Below are 20,834 nucleotides of genomic sequence, written 5' to 3'. Positions count from 1 at the left end.
TCCGCGTCCTAAAGTAAGTGGATGCGGGTGACGTTCGAAGGCGGCGGCGCGGGCACCGGACCGCTGTCCTGGGGGCAGCTGGACATCTGGCTCAAGATGACCACGCTCGGGCACTCCCTGGCGATGGGCGGGACCCGGCCGCTGCCGCCCGGGACCACGACCGACGACGTCGCCGGCGAGCTGCAGTACCTGATGAGCCGCTACGAGAGCATGCGCACGCGGCTGGTCTTCGCCGGCGACGGGCCGCCGCACCAGGTCGTGCACGGCGCCGGCGCGATCGACCTCGAGGTCCTCGACGACGCCGACCCGGCCGGGGTCGAGGCCCGGTTCCGCGCCGTCCCCTTCGACCACGTCCACGAGTGGCCGGTCCGCATGGCCGTCGTCCGCACCGCCGGCGTGTGCTCCCACGTGGTCCTGATCATGTCGCACCTCGTCATGGACGGCGCCGGCGCGGTGCGGATGATGACCGAGACCGACGCCCGCACCGACACCCCCGTCGAGGGGCACTCCGCGCTCGAGCAGGCCCGGCGGCAGGCGTCACCGGCCGGCGTACGGCAGAACGCGGCCTCGCTGCGGCACTGGGACACCCACCTGCGCGCCATCCCCGACCCGGGCCTCGCCCCGTCCCGCGACGTGCGCACCCCGCGGCACTGGACCGGCGTCCTGCACTCCACGGTCCTGCCGGCGGCGCTGCGCACGGCGGCGCTGCGGGCCGGCGTCGAGCCGGCGCCCGCCCTGCCGGCCGCGTTCGCCATCGCGTTCGCCCAGGTCACCGGCGTCACCGTGGTGCCGCTGCGGCTGATCTCGAGCAACCGCTACCGGGCCGGGCTGGCCGGCGTCGTCGCCCCCGTCTCGCAGATGGGGCTGTGCGTCATCGACACCGCCGGCGGCTTCACCGACGTGCTGGACCGCACCCGCCGGGCCGCGCTCACCGCGTACAAGCACGCCTACTACAACCGGCACGACCTCAACGCGGTGATCGCGGGCGTGGTCGCCGACCGGGGGCCGCAGTTCTCCCTGGACGTCAGCCTCAACGACCGGCGCCTCGGCGGCGAGCTGCAGGACGTGCCCCGCCCGGAGCGCAGCGAGTTCGCCTGGGTCGACCGCTCCGACGAGCCGTCCTCGGCGCTGTTCCTGAGCGTCGACGGCTCCGACGAGGCGGTGGAGATCACGATGTACGTCGACAGCCACCTCATGGCCCCTTCCGAGGCCGAGGCGCTGCTGTGGGCGATGGAGTCGATCGCGGTCGCCGCGGCGTCGTCGTCTTCTGAATCGTCCGGGTCTTCCGAGTCTTCTGGGTCTTCGGACGTGCCGCATGTCGAGGAAGCCGTGGTGGCTCCGACCTCCTCGTGACAGCGTCACCGTCGCGTACCCGAGGAGAACCATGCGTTTCGAGGACCACTGCGGGTGGATCGTCGCCCAGACCGAGCTGCTCGTCGACGGCCTGCACGGCGCGTCCCTGACCGCGCCCGTGCCGTCGTGCCCCGGCTGGACCCTGGGCGCGCTGCTGCGGCACATCGGCGGCGGGCACCGGTGGGCCACCGAGATCGTCCGGACCAGGGCGACCGGGTTCCTGCCCGACGGCATCGTCCGCGACGTCGCCGGCGACGACACCGGACCCGTCCCGGCGGCGTGGCTGCTCGACGGCGCCCGCGAGCTCGCCGGCGCGCTGCGCGAGGCCGGCCCGGACGCGCCGGTGTGGACCCCGTTCGACCTGGGCGGCATGCCCTTCTGGGCGCGCCGCTTCGCCCACGAGACGCTCATGCACCGGGCCGACGCGACCCTGGCCGCCGCGGTGCCGTTCGCGGTGTCGGCGGACGTCGCCGCCGACGCGCTCGACGAGTGGATGGCGCTCGACGCGCACCCGATCCACTTCGACCTCACCCCCGGCAAGCGGGCTGTCCTCGGCCCCGGCCGCACGCTGGCGCTGAGCGCGGACGACCTGCCCGCGGCGTGGTTCGTCGACCTGACCGGGGACGTCAACACCTGGCGCCGCGGCGGCGGACCCGCGGCCGTCACCGTCCGGGCGCCGGTCCAGGAGCTGTTGCTGCTGGTGTACCGGCGCCGCGACGCCGACGGTCTGGCGATCGACGGCGACGCCCGGGTGCTGCGCCACTGGCTGGATCACATCGCCTTCGGATGAGCTACGGCTCCTCCACCTCCAGGCTGCCGTTGACCCGCAGCTTGCGGCGGGCCCGTTCGTAGAACGTGGTGTACCCGAGGCGCACCACCTTCGCCGCGGACGGGACCGCCGACACCGTGAGCATGTCGCCGGCCTGCAGCTCGCCGCCGAGGATGCCGTCGACCTCCACCACCAGCCGGCCGCTGGTCGGCAGCAGCTCCAGGTCGAGGTCCTCGTCGGGCGAGAGGACCATCGCCCGGTTGAACGCGGAGTGCGCCGCCGCCGGCACGACCAGGATGCCCTCGACGTTGGGCGAGACGATCGGCCCGCCGGCGGAGAAGCTGTAAGCGGTCGACCCGGTCGGCGTGGCGACGATGAGCGCGTCCGCGGAGTACCGCACGAACGGGTAGCCCTGCATCGAGATGCCGACCGCGGCGAGGCCCTGCCCCGGCACCCGCACCAGCGCGATGTCGTTGAAGGCGGTGACGTCCGTGCCGTCGGGCAGCCGGGTGCGGATCGCCATGCGCGGCTCCACGGTGTACCGGTGGGCGTCGATCGAGCTCAGCGCCGCCGGCAGGTCCTCGACGGCGACCTCCGCGAGAAACCCGAGCCGCCCCAGGTTGACCCCCAGCACGGGCGTCGGCTTGCCGGACAGCAGCCGCATGCTGCGCAGCATCGTGCCGTCGCCGCCGAGGCTCACGACCAGCGACGCCCGGCTGACCAGCTCGTCGGCGTCGACCGCGACGGCGGTGCAGTCGATGCGGTCGACCTCGTCGGGCAGCCCGAGGACCGTCGCCTCCCGGGTCTTCGCCCAGTCGATGATGGCGTCGATCGCCGGCTTCGAGTCGCGGCGGGGGTGCAGGACCAGCCCGACCGTGTGCACCATGCCCATGCCGCAACTGTACGGCCGGTCACAGCCTGGCGGGCTCGCGATGCCCGGCGGGCGCGGCGGGGCGGGCTCGCGATGCGCGGCGGGTGCGGCGGGTGCGGCGGTCAGAGCCTGGCGGGCTCGCGATGTGCGGCGGGTGCGGTGGTCTCCGTCCGGGTCCGCAGCGACCCCACCACGAGGGCGGCGGCGACGAGCAGCACGGCCGGTAGGGGGCCGATCCACGGTACGTGCTCCAGCAGCAGCCCGGCTCCCAATGCCCCGACCGGGATGCAGCCGAGGGGCAGCAGCTGCTGGACGGCCACCACCGGGGTGTCCCCGGGCTCGCGGGTCGCGGTGTGCTGCAGGGCCGCGGCGATGGCGGCGAGGGCGAGCAGCGGCAGCTGGGTGAGGCCGCGTGGGTCGTGCGCGGCGACCATCCAGCCGCCGCAGAGCGTGCAGAGCGCGAGCAGCGCCCCGACGAGGCAGCGGCTCGGGGCGACCCGCCGGGCGAGCAGCGCGGTCCCGCCGTACACGGCCACGGACAGCCCCACCCGAAGCGCCGTCTCCGGCAGCCGCTGCACCCCCGCCACGCCCAGGACGACCAGGTTGCCGGCCACGACGCCACCGAACACACCGCCGAGAAACAGCAGGCAGATGCCGTCGACGTACCCGACCGAGAGGGCCAGCAACCACTGTGTTCGCCGCATTGCCGACCCGTTCCCAGATCCGCGCGACCCACCCTCACCCGTACCGGGTGAGGATTCTTGCTGTGTGACAAACATGAAACCTGTGGTGCTGAGGGTACGGTCGCTGGGAACGACCACTCGGAAGGAGGCGACAACCACGTGTCGATCGCGCTGCGACTCGCACTGCATCTCCCGCGGGACGCCGCGACGGTGCCCATGGCCCGCCGCCTGCTCGACCAGGCGCTGCGGACCCTCGGCGTCGAACCCACCTGCCGCGACGACATCGGCCTGATCCTCACCGAGGCCTGCGCCAACGTCATCGAACACGCCCGCGACATCGACGACTACGAGATCAGCATCGAGGTCACCGACGTCCGCTGCGTGATCCACGTCGTGAACGACGGCTCCGTCATCGACCCGGGCCGCCTCGTCCTCGCCACGGAGATGACCACAACCGAGCTCGCCGCCACCGACTTCGCCGTCCTCGACGAGCACGGCCGCGGCCTGCACATCATCCGCGCCCTCGCCGACGAGCTGTACCTCACCCCAGCCACCGCCGGCGGCCTGATCCTCCGAACCGTGACCACCCTGCGCTGGACCGCCGACGCCGAGATCTGGCAACGCCGCTGACCAACCCCGCCCCAGCCGCGCCACCCCGGCCCCACCCCCGCTCGCCGGCGTGCCAAGCAATGCCGGGCCCGCCCTGATCAGCCACGTCGCGCCGGGCACCCGGGCCGCCGCGGACGGCCTGATCCTCCAGGTCGCGACCACGCTGTGGTGGACCGCCGGCGCTGAGGTCCGGCAACGCCGCTGAGCACCCAGATCGGCCGCGTCGCGCCGGGCACCCGGGCCGCCGTGGACGGCCTGATCCTCCAGCCCGGGACCGCCCGGCGCCGGACCACTGACGCCAAGATCTGGCAACGCCCCGGGGCTGGACCACTGACGCCAAGATCTGGCAACGCCGCTGACTGACCACCCGGCTCGGCCGCGTCGCGCCGGGCGCCCTGGCTGCCGCGGCGGCCTGATCCTCCAGGCTGTGGCCACCCCGGCGGTGGACCATCGGCGCGAGGTCAGCGGTGCTGCTGACCAACTAGACCCAGCCGCATGCTGTTCACCACCCAGATCCAGCCGCGTCAGGCCGGGTCCGATCCGCCCGGCTGTGCCACGCCGGCCCCGACCCGTGACCGCCGCCGACGCGGCCCGCCGCCCGGAAGTGCCCGCGACCCGATTCGCGCTCCGTGTCACCGGCCCCACGCATCGCTCCGTGTCACCGGCCCCGCGCATCACGCGCACGGCCGGCGGCGGGCGCCCCGTGCTCGTTGGCCAGCACGAGACGGATCCCGCACCGTATGCCGCCGCCCGACCGTGCTCGCGACGAGCCGTGACGAGGTCCGCGAGTAGCCCGGAGGTGCTGCGGATAGTCCAGACGCGGGGCTGGTGTTGCCCCACTGCGGGACGTGGGATGCAGCCCCGCTGCTGGACGCGCGCGTGATGCGCGAGGGCGGGCGGCACGTCGGCGGCGGTCACGGGGTCGGGGGCGGGTGGTGGCACGTCTAGGCGTTGGTGGATGGCGCTACCGGAGCGGCGCCGACCGCTTCACTAAGCACCGTAACGCATACCACCTAATTGATCTTCGAGAGCGTAGCACCCGCGTCACCAAGTGTAAGAGTGGTGGGTCACGCGGGGTGGCTCAGTTGCTGGATGCGGATGAGGTTGCCGGCGGGGTCGCGGACGGCGCAGTCGCGGACGCCCCAGTGCTGGTCGGTCGGCTCCTGGATGATGTCGGCGTCGTGCTTCTGGAGGCGTTCGAACAGGCTGTCGAGGTCGTCGGTGGCGAGGTTCACGCCGGAGTACGTGCCCTTGGCCATCATCTCGGTGATGGTGCGGCGCTCGTCGTCGGTGACGCCGCTGCCGGGGACCGCGACGGGCTCCAGGACGAGCGACGTGCCGGGCTGGCCGGCGGGGCCGACGGTGATCCAGCGCATGCCCTCGTAGCCGGTGTCGCCGCGGACCTCGAAGCCGAGGACGTCGCGGTAGAAGGTCAGGGACGCGTCCGGGTCGGTGTGCGGCAGGAACGATGAGTGAATGACGATGTCCATACCGGTCACGCTATGTGAGAACGGGATGCGTCTGCTTCTTGATTCCTGACCAGATGCGAGACCGCCGGAGCGGCGGCCCTGGTCAGGAATCAAGAACCTGGTCGGGAATCAAGAAGGATGGCGGACCGGACGGGTCGCCTGCTTCGCGACGCACGGGGACATGCCGTCCGTGGTCGAAGCGGCGCGGGCCCGGTAGGCGCTCGGCGGCATCCCGACCAGCTCGGTGAACCGGGTGCTGAACGTGCCCAGCGACGAGCAGCCGACGGCGAAACACACCTCGGTGACGCTGAGGTCGCCGCGGCGCAGCATCGACATCGCGCGTTCGATCCGGCGGGTCATCAGGTAGCTGTACGGCGACTCGCCGTACGCGGCGCGGAACTCGCGGCTGAGGTGGCCCGCCGACATGTGGACGCCGCGGGCGAGGGCCTCGACGTCGAGCGGCTGCGCGTAGTCACGGTCGATGCGGTCGCGGACGCGGCGCAGCCGGACCAGGTCGCTGAGCTGCTGCGGCGATGGGGGTCTGCCGGTCACGCCCGGAATCGTGCCACAGTGCGGGGGTGCCCGACGCCATCTTCACCCATCCGCGCCTCGCCGCGATCTACGACGCGTTCGACGGCGACCGCTCCGATCTCGGCCTGTACCTGGGCATCGTCGAGGAGTTCCAGGCCGCTCATGTCCTCGACATCGGCTGCGGAACGGGCAGCCTCCCGCACCTGCTGGCGGCGCGCGGCAAGCAGGTGACGGCGGTCGATCCGGCGCAAGCATCACTGGAGGTGGCGCAGGCCAAGACAACGACACCCGGCATCACCTGGATCCTCGGCGACGCGACCACCATCCCAAAAGACACGCCGAAGGCCGACCTGGCCACGATGACCGGCAACGTCGCCCAGGTGTTCCTGGAGGACCGGGACTGGGCCGCGACCCTGCGCGGCATCCACGACGCCCTGCGGCCCGGCGGTGTGCTGGTGTTCGAGACCCGGCGCCCCGAGCGCCGCGCCTGGGAGGGCTGGGCGCGGGACCCCGGGCCGCACACACGTGACGTGCCCGGGGTCGGCGTCGTGGAGGAACGCAGGGCCGTGACCGAGGTCCGGCCGCCGTTCGTGTCGTTCCGCTACACGTACACCTTCCAGAACGGCGAAACAGTGCACTCCGACTCCACGCTCCGCTTCCGCGACCGGGAGGAGGTCACGAGGTCGCTCGACGACGCCGGGTTCACGGTCCTGGACGTGCGCGACGCGCCAGACCGGCCCGGCCTGGAGTACGTGTTCATAGCCGCACGGTGACGGTCTTCGGGCGCTGGTACTCCGCGAGCGCCAGGACGCTCAGGTCGGTGCCGTGCCCGGAGCCGCGCCGGCCCCCGTGTGGCAGCTCCGCGGTCTGCTCCAGGTGACAGTTCACCCACACCTCGCCGCAGTCCAGCAGGCCGGCGACCCGCAGCGACGGACCGACCGCGGTGCCCCACACGCTGGCTGCGAGGGCCTGCGGCACGGAGTTGGCGAGGGCGACCACGCCGTCGAGGTCGTCCGCCGCCTGTACCGTCAGCGCCGGCCCGAACATCTCCTGCGTGACCGCCGGGTCGTCCGGCGGCAGGTCGGCGAGGATCAGGCCGGCCCGCCAGAACCCGTCGGTCTCGCCGGAGCCGACCGTCAGGGCGCCGGAGCGGCGCACACCGGCCGCGGACGAGGAGACGATCGCGTCGAAGCGGGCGAGCTGGGCGGCGTTGTTCAGCGGCCCGAAGTCGGGGCCGGCGCGGCGGGCGAGCATGGCGGCGGCGAGCCCGTCGACGACCTCGTCCAGGTGGGAGCGCAGCGTGATGACGCGGGCCGGGGCGGCGCAGCTCTGCCCGGCGTTGTACGTGCACGCGCCGACCAGCTCGTCGTAGGTGAACGGGGGCGCGTCGGGCAGGACGACGGCGGCGCAGTTGCCGCCGAGCTCCAGGCTGACCCGGCGCAGCCCGGCCCGGGCGACGACGTCGAGCCCGCCGGCCTGGCTGCCGGTGAAGGCGACCGCGTCGACGTCGGCGCCGACGAGCAGCCGCCCGGTGTCGCGGTCGCCGGGCAGCGCGACCAGCACGCCCGCGCCGAGCGTCGAAGCCGCGTGCGAGGCGAGCAGCACCGCGGTGTCGGGGGTGGTCTCGGCCGGCTTCAGCACGACGGTGTTGCCCGCGGCGAGCGCCGGACCGAGCCGCCACGCCGCCATGAGCAGCGGATAGTTCCACGGTACGATCGCCGCCACGACTCCGAGCGGCTCCCACCGCACCCAGCTCTCCCGGCCGGGGATGCGGTGCCCGGCGGCCGGGGTGAGGTCGGCGCGGACCGCACCGGCGTAGAAGCGCAGCACGTCGGCGGCGTTCAGCACCTCCGCCCGTGCGTCCGCGGTCGGCTTCCCGGTGCCCGCGACCTCGGCCGCGACGTACGCGTCGAGGTGCTGCTCGATGAGCGCGACCAGCGCGAGGAGCCGGTGCGAGCGCTCCTTCGCGGTCAGTCCGGCCCAGGCGGGCAGGGCGGCGCGGGCGGCGGCGACGGCCGCCGACACCTCGGCGGGGCCACCGCAGTCCAGGCGGCTGCGGATGTGGCCGGTGCGCGGGTCGGGAAGGTCAACGAAGTTCACACGACATCGTAGGCACGCAGCCAGAGCTCGAGCGTGAGCACCAGCCACACCTTGCCGCCCTGGCGGGGCAGCAGCGCACCCTCGCCGCGCAGCCAGGCGCGGATCGTGACGGGGTCGAACAGGCCGCTGGTGCGGCTGCCGAGCAGCACGTCGTCGGCGAGCTCCTTCAGCGGCCCGCTCAGCCACTGCTGGACCGGCACCCGCATGCCGCTCTTGGGGCGGTCGATGATGGTCGCCGGCAGCAGGTCCCGGACCGCCTCTTTCAGGATCCATTTCTCGTCGGTACCGGCGAGCTTCAACCTCGGCGGGACCGTGAACGCGTGGTCGATCACCTGGCGGTCGAACAGCGGCGCGCGCCCCTGCAACCCGCGCGCGGCGGTGAGCCGCTCGACCTTCGTGAGGATGTGGTGGGCGCCCTTGGTGCGCAGGTTGCAGTGCAGCAGCCGGTTCAGGTGGGAGCGCATCGTGCCGGGGGACAGGTACGGCGCGACGAAGCGCTCCGGCCCGGGCTCGCCGTCCAGGGCGCGCAGCGTGTCCGCGGTCAGCAGCGCCGGCAGGTCGCCGTAGCACTTGCGGTAGGAGCGCAGGTACGCCAGCGACCGCGCGTCCGGGGACGGGTCGTCGCGGTGCAACTCGTACAGCAGCATCGGCAGGTTCTTCGGGCCGCCGAAGACCGGGTCGCCGCCCTCGCCGTTGAGCACGACCCGCATCCCGTCGCCGGCGACCGCCTCGGCGAGCATCAGGTTGGGCACGGTCAGCGGGTCGCCGACGGGGCTGTCCAGCAGCGCGACCGTGTCCGCGAGCCGAGCCGCGACCGCCTCGCCGGAGACGCTGAGGATCTGGTGGCGGGTGTTGCAGTGGGCGGCGACGAGCCCCGAGTACGCCAGCTCGTTCGGCAGCTCATGACCGAAGCTGATGCTGTACGTGCGGACCTCCTGGTCGTGCAGCTTCGCCGCGAGCGCGGTGACGAGGCTGCTGTCGACGCCGCCGGACAGCAGGACCGCGGCGGGTTCGGCCTGCGGCAGGCGCAGGCTCGTCGCCCGCTCCAGCAGCGCCCGCAGCGTCGCGGCGTGCCCGTCGGCGGTGACCGTCTCGTCGATCGCCTCGGTCGCCTCCCAGAACACCTCCTCCCGGACGGTGCCCTCGTGGCCGGCTCCGCCGCGCAGCCGCACGATCCGGCCGGGGAGCACCTCGTGGACGCCGCGCAGGAGCGTCTCGTCGCCGGGCAGGTACGCGAACGTGAGGAACGACCGGACCGCGGCGAGGTTCAGGCCGGTGCTCAGGTCCGGCCAGTGCCGCAGCGCCCGCAGCGACGTCGACACGGCCCAGGTGCCGGACCCGGACCGGGCGTGGAAGGCGGTGCGCGCCCCGACGTGGTCGCGGACGACGACGAGGTCGGTCCCGTCGGCGACGACCAGGACGAACATGCCGTCGGCCGCGCGGACACCGGCGGCGCCGAGCCGGGCGTACACCCGCAGCAGCAGCGCACCGTCGGGGGTCTCCGGCGGTGCGGGGTCGCCGGCCCGGGCGAGGGCGGCGAGCAGCTCGGCCCGGTTGTGCAGGACGACCTCGCCGACGGCGTGCAGGTCACCGGCGGCGAACGGCCCCTCCGCGAACCCCGGCTCGCCGTTGACGATGCCGAGCGTGACCGGCCCCGCCGAGGCGACCGGCCGGGCGCCGAGCCCGGTCAGCGCCTGCGGGTCACCGAGTGTCGCCGCGATGCGTGCCACGGGGTCCTCCTGTCCGTTCCCTGTTGCTGTTCCTGCGGCTCAGCTTCCTGCGGCTCAGCCTTCCGCGGCTCAGCCGAAGTCGTCGTCGGAGCCGCTGTCGCCGTCGTGGTCGTCGGACCAGCTGCCGGAGTCGCCCCCGTCGTCGCCGCCGTCGCCGGAGGAGGACTGCTGTTGCTGCTGGGCCTGGCGGCGCAGCTCCTCCTCCTCGATCGGCGACATCATCAGCGGCGGCGCGACGACCGCGCCGAGCAGCGCGCCGGCGCCGACCGCGGCGAGGATCGCCCCGGTGCGGCCGCCGAACGAGGTGCGGTTCACCGTCAGCGTGCCGTCGCCCCAGGCGGTGCGGCCGTAGCCCTGGTCGCGGCCGTACACGACCTGGCCGGTGCTGTAGGTGCGCTTGATGATGCGGTTGCCGAGGATCTCGTCGATGCCGCTGCGGCCGGAGTTGTCCTGCCACTGCACGTAGTGGTCGCCGGCGCGGCGGCGCCACTCCTCCCGGCCGTCGGCGAAGCGGCGATGGACGCTGCGGTCGCTGAGCAGCTCGTCGGTGAACTGGATCTCCCGGTAGTGGCTCACAGCTCTCCTGTCATGCGGCGGGCCAGGTCATGAAGCCCGCGGCCTGCAGCTGCCGGAGGCGGGCGGATCGGCGGCGGGTCCGGGACTGCCCCCGGACCAGGCGGTGCACGGTGCGCAGCAGGCGGGCCGGGTTGACGGCGGCGACCTCGACGGTGTGCCCGGCCCGCAGCCGGCGCACCTCCCACGGCTCCAGCCCCGCCGGCGCGTCCAGGTCCACGGCGGTGGCCCGCGGGCCGGTGGTCAGGTGCAGCGCCGCGGCGTGCACCGGTCGCAGCCCCAGCGGGTGGACGCGCAGCTCACCGGCCCACTCGCGGACGGCCTCGACGGTCGCGTACCCGGCGGCGCTCGCGTCGTGCAGGACGAAGACGGCCGCGTCGCCGGTACGCCGCAGCGCGTCGGTCAGGCGCGGGTCGAGCGGCAGGTCCCGCTCCGCGAACACCGGGCACGCCGACTCCATGTGCAGGTCGTTGGCGAGCAGCATCCCGGCGATCGCCGCGTCCTGGCAGACGAGGAGCCGGGGGAGGCCGTAGTCGTACAGGTCGGGCACGTCGTCGCCGGGCACGGCCGTCCGCCCGGCGGGATCGTCCAGGAGGCCCGGGACGGGGCCGTGCCGGTCCAGCGCCGCGACGAACCGGTCGTAGCCGACGGGCGCGGGCAGCGTGAACCGCAGCCGGCGCGGCAGCCGGTGCAGTGGCAGCAGCCCCCGGCACACCTCGTAGTACAGCTGCCGGCGGGTGAACCGGATCCGTCCCGGCGCCCCGGCCCGCACCGCCGCCGACGCCAGCGCCCGGTCGACGGCGCTCACTCGCCCGGCCACGTCATGAAGCCGACCGCCATCGCGGCCTTCTCGTCACGGTCGGGCCCGGTGGACGTGCGCAGGTGCTCGGCGACCTTCTTGACCCGGGCCAGCAGCTGCGCCGGGCGCAGCGCCGCGACCGGCGACGACCAGCCCTCGCCGAGCCAGTCCAGCTCCTTCGGCGTGAGGTCCGTCTGCGCCTTCAGCCACGCGACCCGCTCCGGCTGCCGGGCCTTCGTGCGCAGCTTGAACGGGTCCTTCGTCGCGAGCACGGTCCGTGGCCGCAGGCCCAGGTCGACGACCCGCCGGCCGCGCAGCTCGTGGCGGGTGGTCGCGAGGAACACCTCACCGTCGAGGCTCGCGTCGCGCAGCACCGCGACCGGGACCGACGGCGGCAGCGCGGCCACGTTCGCGGCGAGCGCGGCGTTGAAGTAGCGCTCGACCTCGTTGACGCGCAGGCAGGCGAGCACGGACGGGTCCGGGGACAGGATCGCGAACGCCGGCTGCTGCGGCGGCGGCCCGGGCCGCACGTGGGCCTCGTCGATGATCCCGCCGGGCGGCTTCAGGTAGATCCGGCTCCAGCCGCCGAGGATCTCCTTGCGAAACTGGTCCAGCGGCATCTTCACGGCGACCTCGCGCTTGAAGACGCCGACCAGCCGCAGCACGACGATCACGATACCGATGGTGAGCAGCGCCCCGCCGACGATCGCGAGCGGCAGCACGTCACCGAAGACGCCGACGGCGAGCAGGACGGCGCCGAGCAGCAGCGGCACGACCACGCCGCAGCCGGCGGTGCCGTCGGTGGCGGCCTTGTTGGTCTTGCGGGCGGCCGCGTACCAGAGCTGCGTCACCGTGTACCAGTGGTTGTCCTCGCTGAGCTTCCCGGTGAGCCGGCGCACCTTCACGTCGTGCAGCGCGAGCGGGTTGTCCTTCGGGTCGAACACGAACGACTTCCGGCACTTGCCGCACGTCTTGCCGGTGCGTTCGGTGCGCTTCAGGTTGGCGGTGCAGTGCGGGCAGATCATGCCGGTCCCTCCAGACGCACGGCGAGACGGCGGGCGGCCCGGGCCGCCCGCTCCCGCAAGGTCATCCCACCCGGTGACGGCGCCTCGCCGACGGCGCGCAGCGCCTTGGCGAGGGCCGGATAGTCCAGCTCGCTGTGGTGCGGCGGCTCCGCGGTCGCGCGGCGCTCCGCCTCCTCGGCGGTGATCGCGTAGTCCTCGTGGTCGATGCCGAAGCCGGTGTTGGCGGCGAGGATCAGCAGCCGGCCGTCGCCCCGGTTGATGAACGAGTGCGGCAGCAGCGCCGGGATGCGGAGCATGACGCCCGGCGTCAGCCGCACCGTCACCGCCTCCTGCCGCTCGTCGTCGTAGAGCCCGCACGCCGCGTAGCCGAGGCTCAGCACGAAGTGCTCCCCGCCGTGCGCGTGCGGCGTGAACGCGCTGTGCCCCCGCATCAGGCCCAGCTTGTAGGTCGCGTTGCTGGGCCGCTCCGGCGACGTCAGCGCGTCGCCGATCAGATACCGGGCGTGCTGCCCGCTGTCGATGAACGGCAGCAGCTCGGCCGGGTCGAGCAGGTCGCCGCGGCCCGTCCGGGACGTCAGCAGCGCCGTGCCGTCGGCCGTCAGCGAGTACACCTCGACCCCGGCCGGGAGTCCGCCGTCGCCGTTCACTGAGCCCTTCACACTGGGCACTGTACGAAACGCGAACACCCCGCGCACTAAGCTGTCCGGCCGGTGACCGGGGGATGCCACTCACGTGAACGGGGGTTGCCTGTGCGGCGCTACGGGGTGCCGGCGGACATGATCGAAGAGGCCACGCGGCTGCGCCTCGCGGGTGACTGGCGCGGCGCCTGCGCGGTGGCGAACGTCGCCGTCGAGCTGGACCTGGCGGCCGTCGCCGCCCGGCACGGCGCGGACGTCGCCGGGCGGGTCGCCGACGACCTCGCCCACCTGGTGCCGGACCTGCTGCGCTGGCACCTGCCGCTCAGGCCCGAGCCGCTCAACGGCGCCCGAGCGGTGACGCCGCTCGCCCTGTACGAGGGCGGCGTCGGCCTGACCGTGCACGGCCCGGACGTGACCGACCAGCCGCAGCGGCTGCGGCTGCGCGCCGAGCCGGTCGCCGCCGGGCACGTCGAGCAGGGCCTGCACCTGAACCGGGAACGCTGGGACGACCGCCACACCACCGAGCTGCTGGCCCGCTGCGGCGGCCGCACCCGGCTGCCGTTCTTCAACGCCGCCGGGACCCCGCTGCCCGTGGTGGAGCTCGGCCGCGACGACCACGAGGGCCGCTCCGAACGCGCCACGCAGCTGCTCGCGAAGGGGCGGGTCGCGGAGGCGTGGGACGAGGCCGGGTTCGACGTCGACGCGCCCGAGCACCTGCTGCGGCACTACCGGCCCGGGCTCACGATGCTCGCCGAACGGGCCCGCCACCTGGCGGAGAGCACCGGCGCCGACGTCGTCCTGGCGCCGATGCCGTCGTTCCTCGGGATGCTGCTCGACCGTCTCGACGGGCCCCGCCCCCGCGTGCGGGTCGTGCCCACCCACAGCGGCCCGCCGGCGGGCGTGCCCGCGCTGCCCCGCGCCGCCCAGCACTGGCCGGCCGTCCTCGACGAGCTGCGCGGCGGCGAGCTCGACCCGGCGCAGCTGCACCCGCTCGTCGGCGCGGCGCTCTTCCCGGCCCGCGGCACGCTGTTGTCGGCCCGCGGCGCTCCGACGATGCCGGCGCCTCCGCGGCTGCCCGGGCCGGTGGAGCTCAGCTGCGGCGGCACGTGGCATCAGGTCGCCGTCCGCGACGGGACGCTGCACGTGCCGCACCCGCCGGAGGAGCTGACCCGCGAGCTGGCCCTGCAGGCCCTCGCGGGCCGGGTCGAGCCCGGCTGCGCGGTCGCCGTCCGCGGTTGGCGGACCGGCGGGGGCTGGCTGCCGACGCCGCTGCTGAAGCTGCGGTCACAGCTGCTGGCGTACGTCATGCACGGCGAGGCGACCGCGGTCGAGGCGCTTCTGGACGAGGGCCTGGACCCGAGGCTGCTGGACGCGCACGGCCGGACCCTCGTGCACCTGCTGCCGTGGCTGTTCCCCGCCGGCGCGCGGCTGCGGGTCCTGGACCGGCTCCTGGCCGCCGGCCTCGACGCCGGCGCCCGCGACCGGCTGGGCCGCACGCCGCTGCACTTCGCGGTCCGCCGCGGCGCGTCGCCGACCCTCCTCCGGGCGCTCCTCGCCGCCGGCGCCGACCCCGACGCCGCGGACCACGCCGGCCAGACCCCGGTGGACGCCGCGCCGACGCCGGAGGTGGCCCGCCTCCTGACCGGGTTTTCTGTCGTACCCCCGCGGTAGGTTCTGGGCATGACGGGGATCGTTCACGTGCACCGGGTCCGCCCCACCGGCGGGCCGTTGTGGCTCAGCAGCCGCCCACGCCGAGGTCGAGCACGACCCGGGCGGTGCCGCCTGGCCAGGTGACCTCGACCGGCAGGCAGACCGCCTCCCGCACCGCGAAGCCACCGGCGAACTCGCTCGTGGGCGGGTCCGTCGCGGCGCCGCAGGCGGCGAAGGAGACGGTGTCGTCGAGGCCGTTGCGGTAGGTGAGGGCGGCGACCGCACGCCGCGCGGCCGGCACGGTGACCGTCGCGGGTGTGCCGCCGCGCAGCCGCAGCGCCACCTTGAACCGGCGCCAGCCCTGCGCGTCCGGGGCCCGTTCCGCGAAGGCGGCCCGGTCGCCCCAGCGGTAGTCGAGCGCCCCGAACGCGGCCGGCCCCGCCACAGGCGCCGCGCGCCACGCGTCGCCGCCCAGCCCGACGCTGACCAGGCTCGCGCAGTCCCGCTGGGCCACCGGCGCCACGGAGACGGACGCGGGCGCTGCGGAGACGGGCGGCGGTGCCGCGGAAGCGGTCGGCGACGGTCGCGGCTCCGACACCGGTGCCGTGGTGCACGCCGACAGCAGCAGCACGCCGACCAGCGTCACCACCCACATTCGCCGCAGCGGCAGCGCACCGGCGACCGCCGCCGTCCGCGTCGGTTCCGGCGGCAGTGTGCCGTCCCGCGTTGCTGTCGGTGTCGGTCTCAGCGGTTGTGTGCCGGCCGGCGCCGTGACCCGCGTCCGTGTCCGCGTCGGCCCTGCCGTCTGCGCTGCCGTCCGCGTCGGTCTCAGCGGCTGTGTGCCAGCCGGCGCTGTCACCCGCGTCCGGGTCCGCGTCGGCCCCGCCGTCCGTGCCGCCGTCCACGTCTGTCCTGGCGGCAGTGTGCCGTCCCGCGTTGCTGTCGGTGTCGGTCTTGGCGGCTGTGTGCCGGCCGGCGCTGTCACCCGCGTCCGGGTCGGCGTCGCTCTCGGCGGCTGTGTGCGGGTCGGCGTCGCTGTCCGTGTCGGCGTCAGCGGCTGTGTGCCGGCCGGCGTTGCCACCTGCGTCCGCGTCGGTGGTGGTGGGCCGGCCGGCGTTGCCGTCCGTGTCGGGGCAGGGCTGCTTGCGGCATCCATACCCGTGCAGAATCCCGGCGGGGGACGGTGGTTCCCGTGGAGGTGTCAGGTGGTCGGGTCCGGGGGTGCCGTGGGGGCGTGGCGGTGGGTGGCCACGATGAAGAAGGCGACGGTGAGCAGCGCCGACCAGGCGGCGTCCAGGGCGAACTCCAGCCTGATCCAGTCGTCGCGGAGTTCGGCGAAGTCGACGTACACCTCGACCATCTTCCGCGCCACCAGCACGAGGAAGCCGAGCAGCGCCGGCCAGAACGCCTTGCCGAGCCGGCGCCGGAGCGTCAGTGTGAGGGCCGTCCCGATGACTCCGGCGACGGCGGGCGGCTCGAACAACAATGTGAACCCGAAGAGGGCGAAGAATGTCTCTGTCATGCGCGGCACCGTAGAAGGCGCCGTCCAGTTACGACCGGAAGGCGGCAGCATGTTCGATCTCACGGGGCGGCGGGCCCTCGTCACCGGGGCGGGGCACGGGATCGGCGCGGCGATCGCGGTGGCGCTCGCCGAGCACGGCGCGGACGTCGTGGTGCACCACGGGCGGTCCGCGGACCGGGCCGCCGCGGTCGTCGAGCGGATCGCGGGGCTGGGCCGGCGGGCCCTGGCGGTGCGGGGCGACGTGACCGACACCGCGGAGGTCGACCGGTTCGTCGGCGAGGCGACGCAGTACCTCGGCGGCCTCGACATCCTCGTCTGCAACGCCGGGCACCTGGTCGGGCGGGTCGCGGTCGCCGACATGAGCGACGAGCACTTCGCGCGCGTCACCGACGTCAACCTCACCGCCACGTTCCGGACCGTGCGGGCCGCGTTGCCGGCGCTGCGGGCGTCCGGGGCGGGGCGGGTGGTCACGATGGCGTCCCTCGCGGCGCACAACGGCGGCGGGCCGGGCGCGGTCGCTTACTCCGCCGCGAAGGCCGGTGTCATCGGCCTGACCAAGGGCCTGGCGAAGGAGCTCGCGCCGGACCGGATCACCGTCAACGCCCTCGCGCCCGGCTACATCGGCGACACCGACTTCCACGCCACGTTCAGCACCCCGGAGCGGCGGGCGGCGACCGTGGCGGCGCTGCCGGTGGGCCGCGGCGGGACCGCTGCCGAGGTCGCCGCGGCCGCCGTCTACCTCGTCTCGGCGGAGGCGGGGTTCGTCACCGGCGCCACGGTGGACATCGACGGCGGCGCGTCCCCGCGCTGAGGTCCAGCGGGCCCGCCGGCATGACACGCGAGAAGCCGCCCCCGGAGGGAGCGGCTTCTCGAAAAAGAGTGCGGTCAGTGCGCCATGGCGCGAGGGGCGTCGGGGTCGACGTCGAGGGGGCCGGTGCGGAACAGGACGGCCGACACGAGGGCGCACAGGAGGAAGAAGCCGGCGGACCACCAGAACACCGTGTGGTAGCTCTCGATGGCGGCCTGCGCGGCCAGCTGCGGCGTCGGCTTCCTGCCGGCCATGTAGTCGCCGGCGGCGCTCGCCGCGAACGAGCTGAGCAGCGCGGTGCCGATGGACCCGCCGATCTGCTGCGTCGTGTTGATCATCGCGGAGGCGACGCCGGCGTCGGTGTGGGCGACGCCGGAGGTGGCGGCGTTCTGCGTCGGGGCGAAGATGAGGCCCATGCCGAGGCCGATGACGAGCAGGCCGGGCAGCACCCCGGTGGCGTACGTGGAGTGCAGGTCGAGCCGGGTCATCAGCAGCATGCCGGCGCCGGCGGTGAGGGCGCCGAGCGGGACGAGCGGGCGCGGGCCGACCCGCGGGGTGAGGATCGAGCCGGCGGTGGTCGCCGACAGCATGATGGCGGCGAGCATCGGCAGGAACGCGCAGCCGGTCTGGATCGGGGTGAAGCCCAGGACGCCCGTCATGTAGTAGGTGAGGAAGAGGAAGATGCCGAACATGCCGGCGCCGGCGATGCCGACCGCGGCGTAGGAGCCGCCCCGGTTGCGGTCCAGCACGACGCGCAGCGGCAGGAGCGGGTGCTCGACCCGCCGTTCGATGGCGACGAACGCGATGAGGACCAGCACGCCGACGGTCACCGGGCCGAGGGTCATCGCGTCGCTCCAGCCGTCCGATTCGGCGTTCGCCAGGCCGTACACCAGCGACACCAGGCCGACGACGGCCGTCACCGCACCGGGGACGTCGATGCGGCCGCGGGTCCGGGCGGGTTCGTCGCGCAGCTTGAGCAGCCCGCCGGCGACGGCGAGCGCGGCGATGACGAGGTTGACGTAGAGGCACCAGCGCCACGACGCGTACTCGGTGAGGACGCCGCCGAGGAGCAGGCCGACGGCACCGCCGGCGCCGGAGATCGCGCCGTAGATGCCGAAGGCCTTGCCGCGCTCCCTCGGGTCGGGGAACGTGATCGACAGCAGCGACAGCGCGGCCGGGGCGAGCGCGGCGCCGAACGCGCCCTGCAGCGCGCGGGCGACGATGAGCATGGTGAGGCCCTGCGCGGCGCCGCCGAGCGCGGACGCCAGGGCGAAGCCGACCAGGCCGACGAGGAACATCCGCTTGCGGCCGAACAGGTCCGACAGCCGCCCGCCGAGCAGCAGCAGGCTGCCGAACGCGAGCGCGTAGCCGGTGACGACCCACTGCCGGCCGCCGTCGGAGAAGCCGAGGTCCCGCTGCGCGGTGGGCAGCGCGATGTTCACGATCGTGGCGTCGAGGACGACCATGAGCTGCGCCATGGCGAGCACGACGAGCGCCCACCACCGACCTGTCTGCGGTTGCGGCGTCGGTACCGGTGTGCCCGGTCTCGCGCCGGCGCGCCTCGCGGCGGGTGCGCGGCGGTCGGTGGTGGTGCTCATGTCGTCTGTCCCCCGGTGCGTCAGAGTTCGGTGTCCACTGCGCATCGGGATCCCGCGGGCGGAGCTGAGCGGCTGTACGGGACGTCACACCCCTGCCAGGGTGCCGTTACAGGGTGCTGCTACAGGGCGTCGACCGCGGCGGTGAGCGCGGCCGCGTCGAAGCTGCCCATCGGCAGGGTCGTGGCGAGCCGGTAGCGGACCTCGCCCGCGGCGTCGACGAGCAGGGTGCCGCTGTGCTGGAGCAGCATCGAGCGGGGCAGCCCGGCGGCGTGGTGCGCCTCCGCGCCCGGCGACGCCACCACGCGGACCGGGCCGGCGACCCGGCGGACCCGGTCGGCCTGCGCGTCCTCGCCGGGCACGACGACGACCGGGGTCACCCCGCGGTCGGCGAGCCGCAGCCCGGCCAGCTCCTTGACGTGCCGCAGGCAGACCGCGCAGCTCGCCGCCCGCACGAAGTACACCGCGACGCCCCGCCGGCCGTCCCGCAGCTCCGCGACCGTGATGCCAGGTGCCAGCTCCATGACTCCTCCTATTGGTAACCGAGTTACGTAAATTAGATACGTATCCGAGTTGCGTAGTCAAGGCCCGGGAGGTGCCGTCCTGCCGGTAAGGTGCTGGCATGAGTGAGGCCCCCTCGGCGGCCCCGGCCGCCGGGCACGACCTGGGCGTGCTGCTGGCCGCCTGCTGCGAGCGGCTGGTGCGCAACGTGCTCGGCGAGCTGTCCACCGTCGGCTACGGTCACCTGACCCCGTCGCAGTCGCTCACGCTGCTGTTCATCGGCGACGGTCTCGACACCGTCACCCAGCTCGCCGACCGGCTCGGCATGACCACCCAGGCGATCAGTAAGATCTGCGCGACCCTGCACGCCGAGGGTCTGCTGGGGCGGCAGGCCGGGGGCGCCGACGGTCGCGTGCGGCGCCTGGAGCTCACCGCGGCTGGGGCGCGCGCGGTCGACGCGATGCGCACCGCGGGCCTCGCCGCCGAGCAGGCCTGGGTCGCCCTCGTGGGCGCCGACACCCTCGCCGTGGTGCGGGAGGCCCTGACCGCGTTCGCGTTCGCGCCCGAGACCGCGCCGGTGAGCCCGGTCCACATCCGCTTCGCCTGAGCCGCCGTGCCGGGGTCCGCCGTTCGTTCGGCGGGGGCCGAACGGTGCCGGCGCTACGTTCGCGGGCATGAGCGACGACGTTCCCGAAGTAGACGGCCGCGACCCTGCCCGCGTCATCGAGGAGGCCGTGGCGCACGCGCTGCGGCTCGCCAGGACCTGGCCCGCGTGGGACGGGCGGCCGGTTCCCGCCGGCGACCGGGTGTACACGCCGCACAAGGCCGTCCGCCGGCTCGGTGACCACCTCGTCGACCACCTCGCCGAGCTGGAGGCCCGCCTCGCCGGCGCGCCGCCACCGCCCGACCACTGGCATGCCTCGGCCGTGACCACGCCCGCCGATCTCGCCCCGTTCACCGAGGAGGACTTCGACGAGGCGTACAGCAGGCTCCACCGCCTCGGCATGATCTGGGCGCTGCGGTTGCGGGCCCTCGACGACGAGCGGCTCGACCGGGCCGAGGGCGGCGCGTGGACGCTGCGGCAGGTCGCGTTCCACCTCGGCAGCACCTACTACGCCGACGCCGTCGGCGACCTGACGCCCCCGGCGTAGGACCTGAGGTACTCCGCGGGGCCGGGCCGGCTCGGTCTGCGGTACCACCCCGGGCTACACCCTGGGGTGGAGGCGGGAATCCACCCGGGGCTCGATGAACGAGGGGCGGGCCGGGCATAGGTTCGGATGTATGCGGAGGATCTGGCGGGGGGCCGGCACTGTGCTGCTGGTCGGGGGCGCGGCGGCGGTGACGACGATGCTGCTGGCGACGGCGCTGTGGGGGCAGCACGACGACCGGTCGTGGCCGTTGCTGCTGTGGGCGGGCGTGAACGGCCTGCTGTGGGACAAGGGCGTGGTCAAGTTCGCCGTCGCCGCGGGACTCGGGTTCGTCATCGCCGTCCGGGCGGTGGCGCGGCGGGTCCGGCGCACCGACCGCACCGGCCGCACCGCCGCGGAGCGGGGCGTCCCGGCGCGGCCGGACCGGCAGCACGCGGGCTTACGCTGACCCGTCCCGCGG

General features: G+C 74.3%; 24 protein-coding genes. 10 read left to right on the top strand and 14 right to left on the bottom strand.

Annotation, left to right across the window (positions count from 1 at the left end):
* Positions 1-21 precede the first annotated feature (21 nt).
* Positions 22-1,353 carry a condensation domain-containing protein gene (locus ABZ321_RS28210; RefSeq protein ID WP_354896572.1) on the top strand — a complete coding sequence of 444 codons (1,332 nt, stop codon included), beginning with the start codon at positions 22-24 and terminating at the stop codon, positions 1,351-1,353.
* A 31-nt stretch (positions 1,354-1,384) separates the two neighbouring features.
* On the top strand, positions 1,385-2,143 hold the full coding sequence (locus ABZ321_RS28205) for a maleylpyruvate isomerase family mycothiol-dependent enzyme (protein ID WP_354896569.1): 759 nt from the start codon (positions 1,385-1,387) through the stop codon (positions 2,141-2,143).
* Between the two features lies 1 nt (position 2,144).
* Here the strand turns inward: ABZ321_RS28205 and ABZ321_RS28200 are convergent, their stop codons facing one another.
* Positions 2,145-3,014, bottom strand: a complete 870-nt coding sequence (locus ABZ321_RS28200) for an NAD(+)/NADH kinase (RefSeq protein ID WP_344499180.1) — start codon at positions 3,012-3,014, stop codon at positions 2,145-2,147.
* A gap of 101 nt (positions 3,015-3,115) precedes the next feature.
* Positions 3,116-3,697 (bottom strand): DUF1275 family protein, encoded by a 582-nt coding sequence (locus tag ABZ321_RS28195; protein WP_354896566.1) that lies wholly within the window; start codon positions 3,695-3,697, stop codon positions 3,116-3,118.
* Between the two features lie 138 nt (positions 3,698-3,835).
* Between ABZ321_RS28195 and ABZ321_RS28190 the strand changes: the two genes are divergently transcribed.
* Positions 3,836-4,306, top strand: a complete 471-nt coding sequence (locus ABZ321_RS28190; RefSeq protein WP_344499184.1) for an ATP-binding protein — start codon at positions 3,836-3,838, stop codon at positions 4,304-4,306.
* Between the two features lie 49 nt (positions 4,307-4,355).
* The gene (locus ABZ321_RS28185) at positions 4,356-4,490 is read left to right on the top strand and encodes a hypothetical protein (RefSeq protein ID WP_354896563.1); all 135 of its coding nucleotides are present in this window, start codon (positions 4,356-4,358) and stop codon (positions 4,488-4,490) included.
* Between the two features lie 862 nt (positions 4,491-5,352).
* Here ABZ321_RS28185 and ABZ321_RS28180 read toward each other — a convergent pair.
* Positions 5,353-5,775, bottom strand: a complete 423-nt coding sequence (locus ABZ321_RS28180; protein ID WP_354896561.1) for a VOC family protein — start codon at positions 5,773-5,775, stop codon at positions 5,353-5,355.
* 108 nt (positions 5,776-5,883) lie between these two features.
* Complete coding sequence (locus ABZ321_RS28175) at positions 5,884-6,306, bottom strand: helix-turn-helix transcriptional regulator (protein WP_344499190.1); 423 nt, start codon at positions 6,304-6,306, stop codon at positions 5,884-5,886.
* 26 nt (positions 6,307-6,332) lie between these two features.
* Between ABZ321_RS28175 and ABZ321_RS28170 the strand changes: the two genes are divergently transcribed.
* Positions 6,333-7,058: a class I SAM-dependent methyltransferase gene (locus tag ABZ321_RS28170; protein ID WP_344499192.1), complete on the top strand. Its 726-nt coding sequence runs from the start codon at positions 6,333-6,335 to the stop codon at positions 7,056-7,058.
* Here the strand turns inward: ABZ321_RS28170 and ABZ321_RS28165 are convergent.
* From ABZ321_RS28165 to ABZ321_RS28140, 6 genes are all read right to left on the bottom strand, one after another.
* Entirely contained in the window at positions 7,042-8,385 is a 1,344-nt protein-coding gene (locus ABZ321_RS28165) for an aldehyde dehydrogenase family protein (protein WP_354896557.1), read from the bottom strand. The two genes, ABZ321_RS28170 and ABZ321_RS28165, sit on opposite strands and share 17 nt — an antisense overlap.
* Positions 8,382-10,115, bottom strand: a complete 1,734-nt coding sequence (locus tag ABZ321_RS28160) for an asparagine synthase C-terminal domain-containing protein (protein ID WP_354896554.1) — start codon at positions 10,113-10,115, stop codon at positions 8,382-8,384. Before ABZ321_RS28160 ends, ABZ321_RS28165 begins: the two co-directional genes overlap by 4 nt.
* Positions 10,116-10,184: 69 nt before the next feature.
* On the bottom strand, positions 10,185-10,691 hold the full coding sequence (locus ABZ321_RS28155; protein ID WP_344499198.1) for a hypothetical protein: 507 nt from the start codon (positions 10,689-10,691) through the stop codon (positions 10,185-10,187).
* A 10-nt stretch (positions 10,692-10,701) separates the two neighbouring features.
* Positions 10,702-11,508: a hypothetical protein gene (locus ABZ321_RS28150; protein ID WP_354896551.1), complete on the bottom strand. Its 807-nt coding sequence runs from the start codon at positions 11,506-11,508 to the stop codon at positions 10,702-10,704.
* Entirely contained in the window at positions 11,493-12,512 is a 1,020-nt protein-coding gene (locus tag ABZ321_RS28145) for a hypothetical protein (RefSeq protein WP_354896548.1), read from the bottom strand. The genes ABZ321_RS28150 and ABZ321_RS28145 overlap by 16 nt, the downstream gene beginning before the upstream one ends.
* Positions 12,509-13,171: a hypothetical protein gene (locus ABZ321_RS28140; RefSeq protein ID WP_344499204.1), complete on the bottom strand. Its 663-nt coding sequence runs from the start codon at positions 13,169-13,171 to the stop codon at positions 12,509-12,511. Before ABZ321_RS28140 ends, ABZ321_RS28145 begins: the two co-directional genes overlap by 4 nt.
* Before the next feature lie 117 nt (positions 13,172-13,288).
* On the opposite strand from ABZ321_RS28140, the gene ABZ321_RS28135 reads away from it, so the two are divergent.
* Complete coding sequence (locus tag ABZ321_RS28135) at positions 13,289-14,821, top strand: ankyrin repeat domain-containing protein (protein WP_354896545.1); 1,533 nt, start codon at positions 13,289-13,291, stop codon at positions 14,819-14,821.
* Between the two features lie 64 nt (positions 14,822-14,885).
* On the opposite strand, the gene ABZ321_RS28130 is transcribed toward ABZ321_RS28135, so the two are convergent.
* Entirely contained in the window at positions 14,886-15,455 is a 570-nt protein-coding gene (locus ABZ321_RS28130; protein WP_354896543.1) for a hypothetical protein, read from the bottom strand.
* Between the two features lie 546 nt (positions 15,456-16,001).
* A complete protein-coding gene (locus tag ABZ321_RS28125) occupies positions 16,002-16,322 on the bottom strand; it encodes a hypothetical protein (RefSeq protein WP_354896541.1) in 321 nt (106 codons plus the stop codon).
* Positions 16,323-16,371: 49 nt separating this feature from the next.
* On the opposite strand from ABZ321_RS28125, the gene fabG reads away from it, so the two are divergent.
* Entirely contained in the window at positions 16,372-17,133 is a 762-nt protein-coding gene (gene fabG / locus ABZ321_RS28120) for a 3-oxoacyl-ACP reductase FabG (protein WP_354896538.1), read from the top strand.
* Positions 17,134-17,207: 74 nt separating this feature from the next.
* Here the strand turns inward: fabG and ABZ321_RS28115 are convergent, their stop codons facing one another.
* Positions 17,208-18,728, bottom strand: a complete 1,521-nt coding sequence (locus ABZ321_RS28115) for a DHA2 family efflux MFS transporter permease subunit (protein WP_354896536.1) — start codon at positions 18,726-18,728, stop codon at positions 17,208-17,210.
* A 119-nt stretch (positions 18,729-18,847) separates the two neighbouring features.
* Complete coding sequence (locus ABZ321_RS28110; RefSeq protein WP_354896533.1) at positions 18,848-19,249, bottom strand: redoxin family protein; 402 nt, start codon at positions 19,247-19,249, stop codon at positions 18,848-18,850.
* A 98-nt stretch (positions 19,250-19,347) separates the two neighbouring features.
* Here ABZ321_RS28110 and ABZ321_RS28105 point away from each other — a divergent pair, with 98 nt between their 5' ends.
* The 3 genes from ABZ321_RS28105 to ABZ321_RS28095 all read left to right on the top strand — a co-directional run bounded on the left by ABZ321_RS28105 (position 19,348) and on the right by ABZ321_RS28095 (position 20,822).
* A complete protein-coding gene (locus ABZ321_RS28105) occupies positions 19,348-19,833 on the top strand; it encodes a MarR family winged helix-turn-helix transcriptional regulator (protein WP_344499218.1) in 486 nt (161 codons plus the stop codon).
* A 67-nt stretch (positions 19,834-19,900) separates the two neighbouring features.
* Positions 19,901-20,377: a hypothetical protein gene (locus tag ABZ321_RS28100; protein WP_344499220.1), complete on the top strand. Its 477-nt coding sequence runs from the start codon at positions 19,901-19,903 to the stop codon at positions 20,375-20,377.
* Between the two features lie 130 nt (positions 20,378-20,507).
* On the top strand, positions 20,508-20,822 hold the full coding sequence (locus ABZ321_RS28095) for a hypothetical protein (protein WP_354896530.1): 315 nt from the start codon (positions 20,508-20,510) through the stop codon (positions 20,820-20,822).
* Positions 20,823-20,834: the final 12 nt, after the last annotated feature.

Origin of the sequence: Dactylosporangium sp. NPDC006015 (genome assembly GCF_040614215.1) — a bacterium.
Lineage (GTDB): Bacteria > Actinomycetota > Actinomycetes > Mycobacteriales > Micromonosporaceae > Dactylosporangium > Dactylosporangium maewongense.
This window is presented reverse-complemented; position numbering and strand designations above follow the sequence as displayed.

Excerpts from the sequence above, each read along its gene's own strand:
- ABZ321_RS28210 (WP_354896572.1), top strand. The coding sequence starts at position 22 with ATGCGGGTGACGTTCGAAGGCGGCGGCGCGGGCACCGGACCGCTGTCC.
- ABZ321_RS28105 (WP_344499218.1), top strand. The coding sequence starts at position 19,348 with ATGAGTGAGGCCCCCTCGGCGGCCCCGGCCGCCGGGCACGACCTGGGC.
- ABZ321_RS28205 (WP_354896569.1), top strand. The coding sequence starts at position 1,385 with ATGCGTTTCGAGGACCACTGCGGGTGGATCGTCGCCCAGACCGAGCTG.
- ABZ321_RS28200 (WP_344499180.1), bottom strand. The coding sequence starts at position 3,014 with ATGGGCATGGTGCACACGGTCGGGCTGGTCCTGCACCCCCGCCGCGAC.
- ABZ321_RS28195 (WP_354896566.1), bottom strand. The coding sequence starts at position 3,697 with ATGCGGCGAACACAGTGGTTGCTGGCCCTCTCGGTCGGGTACGTCGAC.
- fabG (WP_354896538.1), top strand. The coding sequence starts at position 16,372 with ATGTTCGATCTCACGGGGCGGCGGGCCCTCGTCACCGGGGCGGGGCAC.
- ABZ321_RS28135 (WP_354896545.1), top strand. The coding sequence starts at position 13,289 with ATGATCGAAGAGGCCACGCGGCTGCGCCTCGCGGGTGACTGGCGCGGC.
- ABZ321_RS28130 (WP_354896543.1), bottom strand. The coding sequence starts at position 15,455 with ATGTGGGTGGTGACGCTGGTCGGCGTGCTGCTGCTGTCGGCGTGCACC.
- ABZ321_RS28095 (WP_354896530.1), top strand. The coding sequence starts at position 20,508 with ATGCGGAGGATCTGGCGGGGGGCCGGCACTGTGCTGCTGGTCGGGGGC.
- ABZ321_RS28100 (WP_344499220.1), top strand. The coding sequence starts at position 19,901 with ATGAGCGACGACGTTCCCGAAGTAGACGGCCGCGACCCTGCCCGCGTC.
- ABZ321_RS28145 (WP_354896548.1), bottom strand. The coding sequence starts at position 12,512 with ATGATCTGCCCGCACTGCACCGCCAACCTGAAGCGCACCGAACGCACC.
- ABZ321_RS28125 (WP_354896541.1), bottom strand. The coding sequence starts at position 16,322 with ATGACAGAGACATTCTTCGCCCTCTTCGGGTTCACATTGTTGTTCGAG.
- ABZ321_RS28180 (WP_354896561.1), bottom strand. The coding sequence starts at position 5,775 with ATGGACATCGTCATTCACTCATCGTTCCTGCCGCACACCGACCCGGAC.
- ABZ321_RS28110 (WP_354896533.1), bottom strand. The coding sequence starts at position 19,249 with ATGGAGCTGGCACCTGGCATCACGGTCGCGGAGCTGCGGGACGGCCGG.
- ABZ321_RS28115 (WP_354896536.1), bottom strand. The coding sequence starts at position 18,728 with ATGAGCACCACCACCGACCGCCGCGCACCCGCCGCGAGGCGCGCCGGC.